The following is a 16,156-nucleotide window of genomic DNA, read 5'->3' as shown; positions in this document are numbered from 1 at the left end:
AATGATGCACATCGAGGCCCCGCCCCTCGTCTCCGTCGAGGGCGCCACCCTCGCCTATCGCGGCCGTCCGGCCCTGCGCGGGCTCGACCTCACCCTCCTCCGCGGCACGACGCTGGCCCTGCTCGGGCCGAACGGGGCCGGCAAGACCAGCCTGATCCGCCTGCTCGCCGGGCGGCTCAAGCCCGATGCCGGCAGCGTCCGCATTCTCGGCGGCGACCCCCATGCCGACCGGTCGACGCGAAAGAAGATTGGCTTCGTGCCGCAGGAGATCGCGCTCTATCCCCGCCTCACCGTCGCGGAGAATCTCGACGTGTTCGCCCGGCTCGCCGGCCTGAAGCGCGGGCAGCGACGCGGGGCGGTTGCGGCGGCGATCGGGCGCTGTGCGCTGGCCGAGGTGGCGGGCCGCCTCGTCGCCACCCTCTCGGGCGGCTACCAGCGCCGGGTCAACATCGCCGTGAGCCTGCTCAGCGAACCCGACCTGATCCTGCTCGACGAGCCGACGCAGGGCGTCGATCTCGACGCGCGCGCATCGATCCACACCGTGCTGGCGGGCCTGCGCGCGGGTGGCGCCGGGCTCGTCATCAGCACCCACGATTTCTCCGAGGCCGAGCGCCTGGCCGACCGCGTCGCCATCCTCGCCGATGGGCGGATCCGGCTCGAAGGCGCTCTGGCCGCGCTGATGCGCCCGCTCGAGGCCGCCCCGCCCGAGCACGAGGCGGTGCTGGAGAGCCCGCCGGACGCCGCTGCCGAGGCGGCCTTGCGGCGCTCCGGCTTCTCGCCGCTCACGGGCGACCCGCGGTTCTGGCGCGCCGACCACGGTGCCGCCGGCGGGCTCGACGGCGCGGCTCTCCTCGCCGCCCTGCGGGGAGTCGGCGTGCCGGTGGCCGAGATCCGCGTGCGCCGCCCCGGCCTGGAAACCCTCTACCGCGACAGCCTCGCCGACCGTTCGGGCCTGGAGACGGCGGCGTGATCGCGGCGGCGTTCCGGGTGATGTGGCTCTCGCTCGTGCGCGACCGCGCGGCGCTGACCATGGCCTTCGTGCTGCCCACCGTCATCTTCGCGATCTTCGCGGCGATCTTTTCGGGCGCGATCGGCGATCGCATCCGCATCCATCTCGGGCTCGTCGATCTCGCGGGCACCGCCACCACGCAGCGCCTCGTCACGGCGCTGGAGGCCGAGCCGTCCTTGCGCATCGCGCGCCTGGACGTGACCGACGAGGCGGCGGCCATCCGCGCCGTGCGCCGCGGCGAGGTCGATGTGGCCCTGGTGCTGCGCAGCGACCTCGCGGCGCCGACAGGCCCCGACAAGGCAAACGCGGCGGCAAGCCAGCCGGTGCTGCTGATCGAGAGCCCGTCGCGGGCGCTCGCCACGCCGATCGCGCTGGGCCAGCTTCAGCGCGCCCTCAACGATGCCCTGCCCGACGTGATCCTCTCGCGCATCGTCGCGGACGTGGAGCGCTCGGGCAAGATCGGGCCGGATGAGCGCGCCTTCCTCGACGAGGCCTTCGCCGAGCAGCGGGCGAAGAAGGAGCCGTTCTCCTTCACCCGCCTCGTCGAGACCCGCACCACCGCGAGCGGGCGCGGCAACGAGCGGGTGAGCTACTATGCGGGCGCCATCGCCGCCGTGTTCCTGCTCTTCGCCGCGATGCAGGGGGCGCTCTCCCTGGTGGACGAGCGCGAGGGTGGCCTCGCCGACCGCCTCGCCGCCGGACCCGGCGGCCTGCCGGTGATCGTGCTGGGCAAATTCCTGTTCCTGCTCGGCCAAGGCGTGGTCCAGGCCGGGCTGATCTTTTCCGCCGCCGCTTTGCTGCACGGCGTCGATGTCTCCGGCCACTGGATCGGCTGGCTCGTCACCTCGATCCTCGTCTCCGCCATGGCGGCCGGCCTCGCGCTGGCCGCCTGCTCGCTCTCGGCGACCCGCCAGCAGGCGCATCTGGCCGCGACCTTCGGCGTGCTGCTGCTCTCGGCGGTCGGCGGCAGCATGGTGCCCCGTTTCCTCATGCCCCCCTGGCTGCAGCAGGCCGGCTGGCTGACGCCCAACGCCTGGGCGATCGAGGCTTACCAAGCGGCCCTCGGCGAAGGCGCGGCGGCAGCGCTGCCGGCCTGGGGTGTGCTGGCGGGACTGGCGGCCGTGGGGCTGGCGGTGGCGGTCGGGGTGGTCGGCCGGAGAACCGTCTGAGGGTCTCTCACGAGACGCCCGTTGCGCCGTCGTCGCCAGAGAGAGCGGTCCGAGGTCGCGCGTTCTGCGAAGCGCTCTGAGGCGGATTGACCCGTGGCGACCCGTCTCCGCGACGGCGCCGGGCGGATCGGGCAGGGCCTTCGTTCGCATCCGCAGGCCCTTTCGCCCGTCTCGCCCGGATGTTGTCGGAGCCGCCCCACCCCCATGACGAATGCGATGCTGCGCCTGCTGATCGCCGACGGCAACGACCGCGACGGCCGTGCGAAGCGCGAGGCCGCCGTCGGCCGAACCACCTCGCAGGCCTTCGCCGCCGTGGTGGCCGACCTCGCGCCCGAGGCGGCCTGCACGCTGGTAAACCCCGCCGATGCCGATTCCGGAATCGACTCCGACCTCGCCGGGTTCGACGGGATGGTGCTCACCGGCTCCATCCTGCGGCTTGCCGATGGCGGGCCGGCGGTGCGGCGCCAGCTCGATCTGATGCGCGCGGCGCTGGAGGCCGGCCTGCCGGTCTTCGGCTCGTGCTGGGGCATGCAGGTCGCCGCGGCGATCGCGGGCGGGGATGTCGGCGAGAACCCGCGCGGGCCGGAATACGGTTTCGCCCGGCGCCTCACCGCCACGGGCGACGGCGCCGCCCACCCGCTGCTGGCCGGTCGCGCCCCCGCCTGGGACGCGCCCGCGATCCATCTCGATGCGGTCGTCGGCGCCCCGTCCGGCGCGCGGGTGCTCGCGGCGAATGCCGTGCTCGACGTGCAGGCGATCGAGATCCGCTACGGCAGCGGGCTGTTCTGGGGCACGCAGTACCACCCGGAAACCGACCTCGACGAACTCGCCGCGATGCTGCGGCTGAGCGCCGGGGAGGTCGTCTCGGCGGGGCTGGCCGCCGATCACGCCGCGGTCGAGGCCTATGCGGACGAGATTTCGGATCTCGACGGGAGCGAGGGCGCCGCCCGCCGCCACCGCGCGTGGCGCCTCGGAATCGGCGCCGACGTGCTCGAATCCGGGCAGCGGCGCCGGGAAATCGGCAATTTTCTCGGGTCCCTGTCCACAGCCCGCGGCGTGGAATGGACCGAGCGCGACCGGGTGGCACGTTGACCCGCCCTGCTGCGCATCTAGCTTTGCCTTGTCGGCCTTCTTGTCAGGCCGCGCGGGAGACACGTTTCCAATGAGCCAGGGTTCTTCGGTCGCGGTCGTCGGAAGCGGGCTCGGTGGGTTGGCCTCGGCCTGCGTGGCGGCCGCGCGCGGCCATCGCGTCACGGTCTACGACAAGAACGACTGGATGGGCGGCAAGGCCGCGGTGTTGCACGAGGGCGGCTTCCGCTTCGATATGGGCCCGACCATCCTCACCGTGCCGCGGGTGCTGGAGCGCATCTTCACCGAAGCCGGGCGCTCGGTGCACGATTACATGGATTTGCGCCGCCTCGACCCGCAATGGCGCTGCTTCTTCGATGACGGCTCGCGCGTCGATCTGATCGAGGACGTGGACGCCATGGCCGCCTCCATGGACCGGTTCGCGCCCGGCCAAGGGGTGGGCGACGGCTACAAGAAATTCATCGCGGTCTCCGAGCATCTGCACGGCGTCTCGGAGCGGTTCTTCTTCTGGAAGGCGGTGCAGGATCTGTTCGACACGATCGACCTGCGCGCCAACATGAACCCCGGTACGCTCCGCGATGTGCTCTCTCTGCGCATGCACGCCACCGTCGCGAGCACGATCCGCGGCAAGGTGAAGGATGCGCGGCTCGCGCAGATGCTCGACCACTTCGTGCAATATGTCGGCTCCTCGCCCTACGGCGCGCCGGCGGTGCTCTGCGCCATCGCCCATATGCAGACGGCCGAAGGGGTCTGGTACCCGATGGGCGGCACCCGCGCGGTCGCTGAGGGGCTGATGCGGCTCGCGACCGAACTCGGCGCCACCATGAAGCCCGCCGACGAGGTTTTGGGGCTCGACATCGCCGCGGGCCGGCTTCGTGGCCTGCGCACCCGCGACGGCATCACGCCCTACGACGCCGTGATCTCCAACATGGATTCGGTGCGCACCTACCGCGAACTCGTCGGCGGCGAGGTCGGCAAGTCTTACGAGAAGAAGTCCTTCGAGCCGGCCTGCTCCGGCGTGGTGCTCTATCTCGGCCTGAACAAGCGCTACGAGCACCTGAACCACCACGACTTCGTCTTCTCCCGCGACCCGGAGGAGGAGTTCGACTTCATCTACCGCAAGGGCGAGCCGGCCCCCGACCCGACCGCCTATCTCGCGGCCCCCTCCTCCACCGATCCGAGCGTGGCGCCCGAGGGCGGCGAGGCGCTCTACGTCCTCGTCCACACGCCGTATCTGCGGCCGCATCACGACTGGTCGAAGATGTTTCCGGCCTATCGCCGGACCATCTTGGAGAAGCTCAAGCGCACCGGCGGCATGCCGGACTTGGAGGAGCGCATCGTCGTCGAGCGCCACCTCACCCCGCAGGACATCCACGACCGCTACAAGGTGCTCAACGGTGCGATCTACGGGCTCGCCTCGCACGGGCGGATGATGGGCGCGTTCAAGCCCGGCAACCGCTCGCGGGAGGTGCGCGGCCTCTACCTCGCGGGCGGCGCCGCCCATCCGGGGCCGGGCATGCCGATGGTGATGATGTCCGGCTGGATCGCGGCCGACGCCCTCGATCAGGACCTGCGCGGAAGCGGGGAACCGGATCTGCGCAAGACCGCCTGAGCTATCCGACATGGCGCGGGGCAAACCGCTTCCGCCCGAGCGCTCGGCCCCGCTCTGGCGGTTCATGGCCGCCTATTTCGACCGCTTCGTGCGGCGCCACCTGAACGCCCTGCGGCTCGCCCGCTGGGGCGTTCCAGCCGACATCACGGGCGTGGGCCCGCTGGTGATCTACGCCAATCATCCGGCATGGTGGGATGCGGCGATCCTGATCGTCGCGGCCGACCGCCTGTTTCCGGGGCGCGAGAGCTTTGCGCCGATCGATGCCGCGATGCTGGAAAAGTACGGCATCTTCCGGAAGTTGGGCGCCTTCCCCGTCGATCTCGACAGCGCGCGGGGCGGTGCGCAATTCCTGTCCGCCTCCGGCGCGATCCTGGGCGCGCCGAACCGCGCGATCTGGATCACCGCACAGGGCCGCTTTGCCGATGTGCGGACCCGCCCGCTCGGGCTGAAGCCCGGCGTCGCGCGGCTGGCCGAGATCGCCCCCGAGGCGACCTTCCTGCCGCTCGCCGTGGAATACACCTTCTGGGACGAGCGCGGGGCGGAAGCCTTCCTCGCCTTCGGTGCGCCGCTGACCGCCGCCGAACTGCTCGCCCTGCCCCGCCCGGAGCGTCTCGCCCGGATGGAGGCGAGGCTGACCGCAACCCTCGACCGGCTCTCCGCCGACGTGATCGCCCGCGATCCCACCCGGTTCGAGACGCTGCTGGCGGGACGACGCGGGGTCGGCGGCGTGTATGACGGGTGGCGGCGGTTCGCGGCCGTGCTGACCGGCCGTCGCTTCGAGCCGGGGCACCGGGACGGCGATTCCGAGGAGACGCGGACCCGATGACACTCACTCTCCTCGTCCTCGCGATCCTCGCCCTCGCGCTCGCCCTGCTTCCGGCGGGGCTGGCGGCGGTCAATCTCGCGATCCTGCGCAGCCCCGAGCCTACGCCGAGCGACGGCCTCGTCTCGATCCTGATTCCCGCTCGCAACGAGGCGGCAGTGATCGAGGGCACGGCGCGGGCCGCACTCGCCAGCCGCGGCGTCCCGGTCGAGGTGATCGTCGGCGACGACCACTCGACCGACGCGACCGCCGAAATTGTCGCGCGCGTCGCCCGCACCGATCCGCGCCTGCGGCTGATCTCCGTGCCCGCCCTGCCCGAGGGCTGGACCGGCAAGAACCACGCCTGCGTCGCCCTGGCCGAGGCGGCGCGCGGCGAGCGCCTGCTGTTCCTCGACGCCGACGTGACCCTGGCGCCGGACGGCGCGGCGGCGCTGGCCGCGCATGCCGTGAGGAGCGGCGCCGATCTCGTCAGCGGCGTGCCGCGGCAGGTGATGGAGACCCTGGGCGAGCGCCTGACCGTGCCGATGATCGACTTCCTGCTGCTCGGCTACCTGCCGATCGCCCTGATGCGCGGCTCGCCCCGCCCCGCGCTCGGCGCCGCCTGCGGGCAGATGATCCTGATCGCCCGCGAGGCCTACCGGCGGACCGGGGGGCACGGCGCGATCCGCACCTCGCTCCATGACGGCGTGCGCCTGCCGCGGCTGTTCCGCGAGCAGGGCCTTCACACCGATCTCGTTGCGGGCCACGCGCTCGCCGCCTGCCGGATGTACCGGGATTTTCCGCAGAGCTGGGCCGGCTTCTCGAAGAACGCGCATGAGGGCATGGCCACGCCCGCAGCGCTCCCGGTTTGGACGGTGCTGCTGTTCGGCGGCCATATTCTATCCTGGCTCGTCCTCGCCGCCGCCCTGGCGCTGGGCGCCGACACGCCCGCCCTTCTGGCCGGGGCCGCCGTCCTCGTCTCGCTCGCGACGCGGGCGGCGATCACCTTGAGGGTTGCCGAACCGCTCGCGACGATCCTCCTGCACCCGGCCACCGTCGGCACGGCTTTGGCGATCCAGTGGAACGTGCTGCTGCGCCCGCGCCGCGCCGGCCGGGCCGTCTGGAAGGGCCGCAGCTACGCGGTCGGCGGGCCGGCCAAGCCGCGGCAGGAGCCGGGTTGAGGGCGTTTCGGCGAAACAATCCATGCGGCAAATCGTGTAAGGCCGGCCATCCAGCCTTTGCAGTTCCTGAATAACGCCTGTAGCCTTGGTGCTACGACGGCCCGGCGTGTTGCCGGGCTGCATCGCCAGGAAGTTCGGTCGCGTCGATGAGGGATGAGAGCGCCGCCGCCGTGTCGGCCCGCCCCACCGCCGACCCGCAGACATCGCGGGAGGGTTCCCGCACGATCACAGGCGGACGCCCGATCGAGAGCTTTCCCCCCCGCTACGAGACCGGTCGTCACGGCCGCCGCGACGCCTATGCCGCGCTCGATCTCGGCACCAACAATTGCCGCCTGCTGGTCGCCGAGCCGACGCCCAACGGCTTCCGGGTGATCGACGCCTTCTCCCGCATCGTCCGCCTCGGCGAGGGGCTGGGCAATGCCAACCACCTCACCGAGGCGGCGATCGAGCGCACGGTGGAGGCTCTGCGCATCTGCCGGGGCAAGATGAAGTCCCGCGCGGTCGCCCGCTCCAAGGTGATCGCCACCGAGGCCTGCCGGCTTGCCGTCAACGGCGCCGAGTTCGTGGCGCGGGTGCGCGCCGAAGTCGGGCTCGACCTTGAGATCGTGGACCGGCAGACGGAAGCCTATCTCGCCGTCACCGGCTGCGCCGCGCTCGCCGACCCGCGGGCGGAATCGGTCGTCATCTTCGATATCGGCGGCGGCTCGACCGAGATCGCGTGGCTCGATGGCGCGGCGGCCAACCCCTCGACCGATCCGACCTTGCGCATCCGCGCCTGGGATTCGCTGCCCGTCGGCGTGGTGACGCTGGCCGAGCGCCACGGCGGCACCGAGGTGACGCGGCGGACCTTCGAGGGCATGGTCGAGGAGGTCGGCGACCTGATCTCCCCCTTCGCGATCCGCGCCGCGGCGGCGGCCACCGCCCCCTATTTCCACCTGCTCGGCACCTCGGGCACCGTGACCACGCTGGCCGCCATGCATCTGCGGCTTGCCCGCTACGAACGGCGCCGGGTCGATGGGCTCTGGATGAGCGATGACGAGGTCGGCGACGCGATCGAGGATCTGCTCGATACCCGCCTCGAACAGCGCGCCGACAACCCCTGCATCGGCCGCGACCGGGCCGACCTCGTGCTCGCCGGCTGCGCCATTCTCGAGGCGATCCGCCGGGTGTTCCCGTCCGAGCGCCTGCGCATCGCCGACCGGGGCCTGCGCGAGGGTCTGCTCATGAACATGATGCGCGAGGACGGCGTTTGGCGCCGCGGGCGGTATCGCTAGAGCATCGTCCCGAAAGGTGGCCACCGGCTTTCGGACAAGACGATGCGGAACAACAGGCGAAAGCATCGTCCCGAAAGGTAGCCACCGGCTTTCGGACAAGACGATACGAAAACAGAAAGCGCCACGCACTTCACGGGCCGGACGGACCGGGATAGGGACGGGCTCGTGAAGGAATCGAGATCATGAGCGACCGGCGAGGCGGGACCAGCGGCCTGCGCGGCGACCTGAAGCAGCGGGTGAAGACCGGGCGCGGGCGCACCCTCTCCCAGAAGCGCTGGCTGGAACGCCAGCTCAACGATCCCTACGTCGCCCGCGCCAAGCGCGAGGGCTACCGCTCCCGCGCGGCGTTCAAGCTTCTCGAAATCGACGAGCGCTTCAAGCTCTTGAAGCCGGGTCAGCGGATCGTCGATCTCGGCGCCGCCCCCGGCGGCTGGTCGCAGGTGGCGGCGCGGATCCTCGGCGAGAGCGGGCGCATCGTCGGCATCGATCTGCTCGATATCGAGCCGATGCCGGGCGCGACCTTCATCACCCTCGACTTCCTCGATCCCTCCGCGCCCGAGCGGCTGACCGAGCTTCTGGGTGGCCGGGCCGACCTCGTCCTCTCCGACATGGCCGCCAACACCACCGGCCACAAGAAGACCGACCACCTGCGCATCATCGGGCTCGCCGAGACCGCCGCAGTCTTCGCCCGCGAGATCCTGGCGCCGGGCGGCGCCTACCTCGCCAAGGTGTTCCAGGGCGGCACCGAGGGCGATCTGCTGACCGAGCTGAAGCGCGACTTCGCGGTCGTGCGCCACGTCAAGCCGCAGGCGAGCCGGGCGGATTCGAGCGAACTCTACGTGCTGGCCACGGGCTTTCGCGGCGAGGCCGGCGCGAAGGACGCGGCGGACGAACAGGACTAACCGTCACCGGCGGCTGCGCCCGGCCTTCCTTTCATGGCACGATGCCTGCGCGTCGTGCCCGAGAGCCACGTAAGGAAGGCCCCGATGACCGCCCAACCCCTCACCCGCTTCGCCGTCGCGCCGCTGGCCCGGATGACCCGGCACCTCGCCGATGTCGCCGCAGGCCGCGCCGAGCCCGATCTGGTCATCACCGGCGCGCGGGTGCTCTCGACCTATTCCGAGCGCATCCTGCCCGACCGCGAGATCTGGATCGCGGGCGGGCGCATCGCCGCGGTGAAGCCGGCGGGCCAGCATCGCGGCGGCGCCCCGCGCTACGACACGCGCGGCGGCCTGATCGCGCCGGGGCTGGTCGATCCGCACCTGCACATTGAGAGCAGCATGGTGACGGCCTGCGCCTATGCCGAGGCCGCGCTCATCAACGGCACCACCACGATCGTCTGCGACAGCCACGAGATCGGCAACGTGCTCGACGTGAACGGCGTGGAATGGATGCTCGAGGATGCCCGCGCAGCCCCCCTCAACATCTTCCTGACCGTGCCGAGCACGGTGCCGGCCACCACGCCGGATCTCGAGACCGCGGGCGGCGACCTGACGGCGGAGAAGATCGGCGCCCTGTTCGATGCCTGGCCCGAGGCGATCGGGCTCGGCGAGAAGATGGATTTCGTTGCGGTCGCCGCCGGGGATGAGCGGGCACACGCCATCATCCGCGCCGCGCTGGAGCGGGGCCGCCCCGTCTCCGGCCATGTCTATGGCCGCGACTTCGTGGCGGCCTACGCCGCGAGCGGCGTCACCGACACCCACGAGGCCGTGGATGCCGACATCGCCGACGATCTCTTGGAAGCCGGCCTCTGGATTTTTCTGCGCGGGGGCCCGCCGACCACGCCCTGGCACTCCCTGCCGAAGGCCATCGGCACCGTGACCGAGTACGGCGCCGCCTGGAAACGGGTCTGCGCCTGCACAGACGACCGCGACGCCGACGACCTTCTCGCTTTCGGCCTCGATTGGGTGGTGCGCGAGGCGGTGGCGCGCGGCATCCCGAAACCCGCCGCCTGGGCGATGGGCTCGCTGCATGGGGCCACCCGCTACGGCCTCGACGGCGAAGTCGGTGGCCTCGGCGGCGGACGCCGGGCCGACCTCGTGCTTCTGAACGACGATCTCGTGCCGCAGGCGACGTGGTATGGCGGCGAGCAGGTGGTGGAGGATCGCCGGCCGACGCCGCGTCTCGAAGAGGCGCTGGCCCGGCCCTATCGCTACCCGGCCCCCGCCTACGCCACGGTCCGCCTGCCCGATCCCGTTCCGGCCCTGATTCCGGCGCTGCCGCCCGCGCCCTGCACGGTCAACGCGATCCGCACCACGCTGCCGGGCATCGAGCTGACGCATGAGCGCGTCGCCCTCACCCCCGGCGCGGATTGGGCGGCGACGCTCGCCACGCACGATCTCTGCCACGTCGCGGTGGTCGAGCGGCACGGCCGGTCCGGCGGCGTCGCCCACGGGCTGCTCTCGGCCTTCGGCTTGAAGCGCGGCGCGGTGGCGAGCAGCGTCGGCCACGATTCGCACAACCTCATCGTCGCGGGGCTGAACGAAGCCGACATGCGGGTGGCCCTCGACGCCATCGCCGCGCATCAAGGCGGCGTCTGCGTCGTCGAGGATGGCCAAGTGGTCGCGATGGTGACCCTGCCGGTGGCCGGGCTCCTCTCCGACAAGCGCGTGGGCGTGGTGGCGGACGAGGTGAAGGCGCTCAAGCGCGCCTGGGAGCGGGCCGGCTGCAGCATCTCCTATATGGGCTTCAACCTGATCCCGCTCGCGGTGATCCCGCAGATCCGCATCACCGACAAGGGCGTGGTGCTGGTGCCGGAGATGCGCCCGGTGCCGCTGTTCGAGGCGGCTTGAGCGAGGCGCTCCGCCGAGACCCTCTCCCCGCTGGGCAGGGAGAGGGGATGCGCGTTAAACGAGGCGATCGAACGGGGGCTCAGCGCGCGGCGGAGACGCCCGGTCCCTTGTCGGTCCATTCCGGCGGCAGGCCGACCATGTCGCCGAGGATGCCGTCGAAGCCGGGGGCGCGGCCGAAGGCCTCGCAATCCGGGTCGAGGGGCGCTTCGCCAAGCGTGGTGATGCGGATGCGGTCGTAGGTCGGGAGCTGCAGCTCGCCCTTGAACGGATCCTTGCCGGTGGCGAGGTAGGAGCCGAAATCCTGGCCGAACTCGCCGGCCAGATCGTAGGCGTCGCTGGCGGCCGAGAAGCGGGCTTGGTTGGTGAAGGAGTTGGCGGCACCCGCCCAGATCATCGCCGCGCGCTGGCGGTTGCGGGTGTCGAGCGCCTCGGATTCGATGGTCAGGCTGCCGAGCCCGATCGGCAGCCGCGGCACCGGCACCCGGCCCAGGGTGTTGGCAAAGCCGATGCCGACTTGGCCGGCCACCGAGATTGCCGTCGTGGCCGCGACCGTCGCGCCGGAGGCCGGAATGTTGGTGAGATCGACCCGCGTGATCGCCGAGCGCACGGTGAGGTCGGCGCGCCCCGACGACACCACATCGTAGCGCAGCGAGAGGTCGTAGCAGAGCGCCCGGTCGGCGGCGTTGGCGATCAGGCGCCGTTCCACCGGCGACAGGCCGGGGCCGGAGACCGTCTCGGAAAACACGGTCGGGACGATGCGCACGGTGCGCACCGTCTGCGGCAGGGTGGGATCGATGAACAGCTTGGATTCGGAGGCGACGGCGTCGCTGGCCACGAACTGGTCGCGGCGCGACAGGGCGCCGCCGTCGGTGAGCACCACGTCGCCGCAGCCGGCCAACCCGGCGAGCAGGGTGGCGGCGAGCGCGAGACGGGAAACGCCGGGACGAAGGTTCGACCGCAGGGGCATTAGGCTCTTTCGCGGGATGGAGGCCGGCGCCAGGGGACGCTCGGGGACGCGCATCCTGCCGTGACCGGCGGGACAGCATCGCTTTTCGGGCGGAAGCCTAGCCTTAAGCCGTCGGTCCCGGAAGGATTCGACGGGGGACGGCGCGCGGATCCGGCGGGCCTGTGACCGTTCAGCCACGTTGTTTCATCCCACCTCCATGCAACGTCGGGTTCGAGCGTCGCCTTCGTGCAACGTCGCCGCGCCTGTTGCCCCCCTTGCGCAACCTTCGGCGCCTCGCGCACTTCTCCCTGCCGATGCGTCCTGCCCAGATCGTCCCCCTCGTCGTCGCCACCGCGTTGTTCATGGAGAACACCGACTCGACGGTGATCGCCACGGCTCTGCCGGCGATCGCGGCGAGCCTCGGCGTCGATCCGATCGCGCTCAAGCTCGCGCTCACCGCCTATCTCGTGAGTCTGGCGATCTTCATCCCCGTCTCGGGCTGGGCCGCCGACCGCTACGGCGCCCGCAACGTCTTCCGCGCCGCCCTGTGCGTGTTCATGGCGGGCTCGCTCGCCTGCGCCGCCGCGAGTTCGCTCACCGGCTTCGTCGCCGCCCGCTTCGTGCAGGGGATCGGCGGGGCGATGATGGTGCCGGTCGGGCGCCTCGTGATCCTGCGCTCGGTGCCGAAATCCGAACTCGTCGGGGCGCTGGCCTACCTCACCATCCCGGCGCTGATCGGCCCGATCCTCGGGCCGCCGCTCGGCGGCTTCATCACCACCTATGCCGATTGGCGCTGGATCTTCTTCATCAACATCCCGATCGGGCTCGCCGGCATCGTGCTCGCGACCCTGTATTTCGGCGACATCCGCGAGGAGACGCGCCCGCCGCTCGATGTGACGGGGTTCCTGCTCTCGGGCGGCGGGCTCGCCCTGCTGATGCTCGGCTTTGCCGCGACCGGGCGCCATCTCCTGCCGGACGGCGTGTCCTGGGCCTGCATGGGGAGCGGGATCGTGCTCGTCGGGCTCTACCTGCGCCACGCCCCACGCACCGAGCATCCGCTGATCCGCCTCGACCTCCTCAAGCACGACACCTTCCGCGCGGCGGTGACGGGGGGAAGCCTGTTCCGGATCGGGACCGGCGCGATTCCCTTCCTGCTGCCGCTGATGCTGCAGATCGGGTTCGGGCTCGACCCGCTGCATTCCGGGCTCATCACCTTCGCCGCGGCGGCCGGCGCCCTGCTCATCAAGATCGTCGGCCCGCGCATCCTGCGCGCCTACGGGTTCCGCCGGGTGATGGTGACGAACGCGCTGGTCGCCTCCGCCTTTCTCGCCGCCAACGGGTTGTTTACGGCGCAGACGCCGCACTGGATCATCATCTGCGTGCTGTTGCTCGGCGGCTGCGTGCGCTCGCTGCAATTCACCTGCGTCAACGCCATCGCCTATGCCGACCTCGAATCGCGGGAGATGAGCGCGGCCACGAGTCTGGCCAGCGTCGCGCAGCAATTGTCCCTCAGCCTCGGCGTCTCCATCGGCGCCCTGGCGCTGGAGGGCGCCGCCGCCTGGCACGGCCATGCCCGGATCGAAGCGGGGGATTTCTCCCTCGCCTTCCTCGGGGTGGCCGTGGTCTCGGTGGGTTCGTTCTTCGTGTTCCGGCGGCTGGCGCCGGATGCGGGCGCGGAGGTGTCCGGTCAGCGACGGGTCGCCGAGGGCGTTCCGAGACCCGCCGACGGGTCGCCCCAGAGCCTTGCTCCCGTTACGCCGCAGCCCGCGCCGGAGCCCGGCCGCCCGTCCGCTTGACGCTGCCGGATTTCGGCCGCGCGGGCGCCTTGGCCGCCACCTTGGCGGGGGCGCGTGCGGGCGCCGAAGCCTCGCCGGCGCCGAAGAGGCCGCGCCAGCTCCAGGCACCGGGGCCGGTCATCGCATACATCAGGAAGGCGCCCGCCAGCCCGAGATCGGCGAGGAGGAAGCTGCGCTCGGTCACCGCGGCGGCCCCGGCATGGAGCCAGAACGGGTGCAGCAGGGCGGCCATGCCAGCGACGAATCCGGCCATGGCCAGCCCGGTGAGCCGCGGCATCACGCCGAGGATCACCGCGAGCGGCCCGAACACCTGCACGATCACCGCCGCCGTCGCCATGGCGTTGGGGGCGGGGCAGCCCGCGCCGGCCAAGGTCACCGCGAAGCCGGAGACGTTGAGGGCCCGCGCCACGCCGGTCGGCAGCAGGGCCGAGGCCATGAGGAGGCGGGCGGCGAGAAGGACGCCGTTCTGGGCTGAACCGAACACGGGCCGAGGACTCCGGGAAAGAGGAATGCCCGGAAGCCTCGGGGGCCAGCGTGAATCGCCGGTTAAGGCGACCCGGCGAAGCGACGGATGCCTGGGGATCGTCCATGAACCATGGACCCACCATGGACTTGCCCGAGCGTTGGGCTTAAGCCCGCAACCCGAGACCAGCACAGGACGGATCGAGGGGCATTCAAGCCGTGGTTCAGTCGATGGCCGACGTGCGGGAGGCGATCTTCGCCTTCATCGCGGCCCGCAACCCGGGCCTTCCCTCCGGCGCCGTCACCGGGGAGACTTCCCTCGTGACCAGCGATGCGCTCGATTCGATCGGCATCCTCGACCTGATGATGCATCTTGGCGACCGCTTCGGCGTCGAGGTCGATGAGGACAGCTTCGACCTTGCGAACTTCGCCAGCGTCGACACGCTGGCCCATTTCATCGACGACCGGCGTTCCGACGTCTGATCCGCGCCTGACCCCTCCCATGGCCCCGACGCTGCTGCACCACCTGCTCGACGGAGCCGGCGCGGACGATTCCCCCGCGATCATCGAGGGGGGCGAGACCCTCACCTATGGCGGCTTCCGGGCCCGCGTCGCCGCTTTGGCGGAGCGCTTGGCGCGTCTCGGCCTGCGGCCCGGCGACCGGGTCGCGATCCTGCTGCCGAAATCGATCCGTGAATGCGTCGCGATCTTCGCCGCCAGCGCGGCCGGCGGCGTGTTCGTGCCGATCCATCCGTCCTTACGCCCGCGTCAGGTCCACCACATCGTCGCCGATAGCGGCGCGCGGGTTCTGCTGACCGATGCCGCCCATGCGGCCGGGCTCGACGGCGCGCTGGATGACCTCGCGGACCTGCGCATCCTCGATGGGGAAGCCGGTGACGACGGCGCCGCCCTCCATCCCGGCGAGCCGGCCCCGGAGGGGCTGGCGGCGATCCTCTACACCTCGGGCTCGACCGGCCTGCCCAAGGGCGTGATGCTCTCCCACGCCAACCTAATCGCCGGCACCCGCATCGTGCGGACCTATCTCGGCATCAGCCCGAGCGACCGCCTGCTCTCGGTGCTGCCGTTCTCGTTCGATTACGGCCTCAACCAGCTTCTCACGAGTGTGGAGCAGGGCGCGCGCATCGTGCTGTTGACCCCGCGTCTCGGCGACGACGTGGTGCGGGCGCTGGAGGCCCACCGCATCACGGTGCTGGCCGGCGTGCCGACGCTGTGGACGCTGCTGACACGGGCCGCACCCCATCTGGCCAAGGCGGACCTTTCGGCCCTGCGGGCGATCACCAATTCCGGTGGCAGCCTCGCCCTGCCGACGATCGAGCGCCTGCGCGCGCGGCTGCCGCATACGGCCGTCGTGCTGATGTACGGTCTCACGGAAGCCTTCCGCTCGACCTACCTGCCGCCGGAGGAGATCGACCGGCGGCCGGACTCGATCGGCCGCGCCATCCCCGAGACCGAAATCTTTGCCGTCACCCTCGACGGACGCCGCGCCCGTCCCGGCGAGCCTGGCATCCTGCATCACCGCGGGCCGACCGTCTCGATGGGCTACTGGAAGCGGCCCGAGGACACCGCCCGCATGCTGGTGGCCGACCCCTACCCGCCGCCCAGTTCCGCGCCGGGCCTCGTCTGCCGCTCCGGCGATCTCGTGGTGGAGGATGACGACGGCTTCTTCCGGTTCATCGGCCGCGAGGACACGATGATCAAGACGCAAGGGTTCCGCGTCAGCCCGACGGAGGTCGAGGCGGCTTTGATGGAGACGGGCGCCTTCCGCGCCGCCGCCGTGATCGGCCTGCCCGATCCGAGCCTCGGCCAGCGCATCCACGCCGTGACCGTCCCCGCCGAGGGCGCGCCGGGGACGGCGGACGTGCTGCAACGCTTGCGCGCGGCGCTGGCGCCCCATCTCGTGCCCCGCACCATCGAGGCGGTGGCCGCACTGCCGACCACGCCCAACGGCAAGGTCGATTACAAGCGCCTCACCGCCGAGCGCGCGGCGGCGGAAATCTAGGGCC

The 16,156-nt window shown here is 71.4% G+C and carries 14 protein-coding genes; 12 read left to right on the top strand and 2 right to left on the bottom strand.

All coding sequences use genetic code 11. The features are described 5' to 3' along the window. Window position 1: 1 nt before the first annotated feature. The 9 genes from ASF53_RS20900 to ASF53_RS20860 all read left to right on the top strand — a co-directional run bounded on the left by ASF53_RS20900 (window position 2) and on the right by ASF53_RS20860 (window position 10,928). Window positions 2-970: an ABC transporter ATP-binding protein gene (locus tag ASF53_RS20900; protein WP_056203221.1), complete on the top strand. Its 969-nt coding sequence runs from the start codon at window positions 2-4 to the stop codon at window positions 968-970. After that, complete coding sequence (locus ASF53_RS20895) at window positions 967-2,178, top strand: ABC transporter permease (protein ID WP_056203218.1); 1,212 nt, start codon at window positions 967-969, stop codon at window positions 2,176-2,178. The genes ASF53_RS20900 and ASF53_RS20895 overlap by 4 nt, the downstream gene beginning before the upstream one ends. Window positions 2,179-2,382: 204 nt before the next feature. Continuing rightward, a complete protein-coding gene (locus ASF53_RS20890; protein WP_056203214.1) occupies window positions 2,383-3,270 on the top strand; it encodes a type 1 glutamine amidotransferase in 888 nt (295 codons plus the stop codon). A gap of 70 nt (window positions 3,271-3,340) precedes the next feature. Continuing rightward, window positions 3,341-4,879 carry a phytoene desaturase family protein gene (locus ASF53_RS20885; protein WP_056203211.1) on the top strand — a complete coding sequence of 513 codons (1,539 nt, stop codon included), beginning with the start codon at window positions 3,341-3,343 and terminating at the stop codon, window positions 4,877-4,879. Between the two features lie 10 nt (window positions 4,880-4,889). Then, complete coding sequence (locus tag ASF53_RS20880; RefSeq protein WP_056203208.1) at window positions 4,890-5,705, top strand: lysophospholipid acyltransferase family protein; 816 nt, start codon at window positions 4,890-4,892, stop codon at window positions 5,703-5,705. Further along, on the top strand, window positions 5,702-6,862 hold the full coding sequence (locus ASF53_RS20875) for a glycosyltransferase family 2 protein (protein ID WP_056203205.1): 1,161 nt from the start codon (window positions 5,702-5,704) through the stop codon (window positions 6,860-6,862). The genes ASF53_RS20880 and ASF53_RS20875 overlap by 4 nt, the downstream gene beginning before the upstream one ends. Window positions 6,863-7,008: 146 nt before the next feature. After that, a complete protein-coding gene (locus ASF53_RS20870) occupies window positions 7,009-8,136 on the top strand; it encodes a Ppx/GppA phosphatase family protein (protein WP_056203202.1) in 1,128 nt (375 codons plus the stop codon). A 182-nt stretch (window positions 8,137-8,318) separates the two neighbouring features. After that, on the top strand, window positions 8,319-9,038 hold the full coding sequence (locus ASF53_RS20865; RefSeq protein ID WP_056203200.1) for an RlmE family RNA methyltransferase: 720 nt from the start codon (window positions 8,319-8,321) through the stop codon (window positions 9,036-9,038). A gap of 84 nt (window positions 9,039-9,122) precedes the next feature. Then, a complete protein-coding gene (locus tag ASF53_RS20860) occupies window positions 9,123-10,928 on the top strand; it encodes an adenine deaminase C-terminal domain-containing protein (protein WP_056203197.1) in 1,806 nt (601 codons plus the stop codon). A gap of 79 nt (window positions 10,929-11,007) precedes the next feature. Here ASF53_RS20860 and ASF53_RS20855 read toward each other — a convergent pair whose 3' ends face one another. Next, entirely contained in the window at window positions 11,008-11,895 is an 888-nt protein-coding gene (locus tag ASF53_RS20855) for a DUF3313 domain-containing protein (protein WP_056203193.1), read from the bottom strand. A 293-nt stretch (window positions 11,896-12,188) separates the two neighbouring features. On the opposite strand from ASF53_RS20855, the gene ASF53_RS20850 reads away from it, so the two are divergent. After that, the gene (locus ASF53_RS20850; RefSeq protein WP_056203887.1) at window positions 12,189-13,670 is read left to right on the top strand and encodes an MFS transporter; all 1,482 of its coding nucleotides are present in this window, start codon (window positions 12,189-12,191) and stop codon (window positions 13,668-13,670) included. Here the strand turns inward: ASF53_RS20850 and ASF53_RS20845 are convergent. Next, complete coding sequence (locus ASF53_RS20845) at window positions 13,627-14,154, bottom strand: DoxX family protein (protein ID WP_056203190.1); 528 nt, start codon at window positions 14,152-14,154, stop codon at window positions 13,627-13,629. The genes ASF53_RS20850 and ASF53_RS20845 overlap by 44 nt on opposite strands. A 209-nt stretch (window positions 14,155-14,363) precedes the next feature. Between ASF53_RS20845 and ASF53_RS20840 the strand changes: the two genes are divergently transcribed. Further along, complete coding sequence (locus ASF53_RS20840) at window positions 14,364-14,615, top strand: acyl carrier protein (RefSeq protein ID WP_003602486.1); 252 nt, start codon at window positions 14,364-14,366, stop codon at window positions 14,613-14,615. A 19-nt stretch (window positions 14,616-14,634) separates the two neighbouring features. Next, window positions 14,635-16,152 (top strand): AMP-binding protein, encoded by a 1,518-nt coding sequence (locus tag ASF53_RS20835; RefSeq protein WP_056203185.1) that lies wholly within the window; start codon window positions 14,635-14,637, stop codon window positions 16,150-16,152. The last annotated feature ends 4 nt before the right edge of the window (window positions 16,153-16,156 follow it).

Source organism: Methylobacterium sp. Leaf123 (assembly GCF_001423405.1).
In the GTDB taxonomy this organism is placed as follows: domain Bacteria; phylum Pseudomonadota; class Alphaproteobacteria; order Rhizobiales; family Beijerinckiaceae; genus Methylobacterium.
The sequence above is the reverse complement of the archived record's forward strand: the minus strand, read 5'-3'. Positions and strand labels throughout refer to the sequence as shown.

Excerpts from the sequence above, each read along its gene's own strand:
- ASF53_RS20900 (WP_056203221.1), top strand. The coding sequence starts at position 2 with ATGATGCACATCGAGGCCCCGCCCCTCGTCTCCGTCGAGGGCGCCACC.
- ASF53_RS20890 (WP_056203214.1), top strand. The coding sequence starts at position 2,383 with ATGACGAATGCGATGCTGCGCCTGCTGATCGCCGACGGCAACGACCGC.
- ASF53_RS20885 (WP_056203211.1), top strand. The coding sequence starts at position 3,341 with ATGAGCCAGGGTTCTTCGGTCGCGGTCGTCGGAAGCGGGCTCGGTGGG.
- ASF53_RS20880 (WP_056203208.1), top strand. The coding sequence starts at position 4,890 with ATGGCGCGGGGCAAACCGCTTCCGCCCGAGCGCTCGGCCCCGCTCTGG.
- ASF53_RS20875 (WP_056203205.1), top strand. The coding sequence starts at position 5,702 with ATGACACTCACTCTCCTCGTCCTCGCGATCCTCGCCCTCGCGCTCGCC.
- ASF53_RS20870 (WP_056203202.1), top strand. The coding sequence starts at position 7,009 with ATGAGGGATGAGAGCGCCGCCGCCGTGTCGGCCCGCCCCACCGCCGAC.
- ASF53_RS20865 (WP_056203200.1), top strand. The coding sequence starts at position 8,319 with ATGAGCGACCGGCGAGGCGGGACCAGCGGCCTGCGCGGCGACCTGAAG.
- ASF53_RS20860 (WP_056203197.1), top strand. The coding sequence starts at position 9,123 with ATGACCGCCCAACCCCTCACCCGCTTCGCCGTCGCGCCGCTGGCCCGG.
- ASF53_RS20855 (WP_056203193.1), bottom strand. The coding sequence starts at position 11,895 with ATGCCCCTGCGGTCGAACCTTCGTCCCGGCGTTTCCCGTCTCGCGCTC.
- ASF53_RS20850 (WP_056203887.1), top strand. The coding sequence starts at position 12,189 with ATGCGTCCTGCCCAGATCGTCCCCCTCGTCGTCGCCACCGCGTTGTTC.
- ASF53_RS20840 (WP_003602486.1), top strand. The coding sequence starts at position 14,364 with ATGGCCGACGTGCGGGAGGCGATCTTCGCCTTCATCGCGGCCCGCAAC.
- ASF53_RS20835 (WP_056203185.1), top strand. The coding sequence starts at position 14,635 with ATGGCCCCGACGCTGCTGCACCACCTGCTCGACGGAGCCGGCGCGGAC.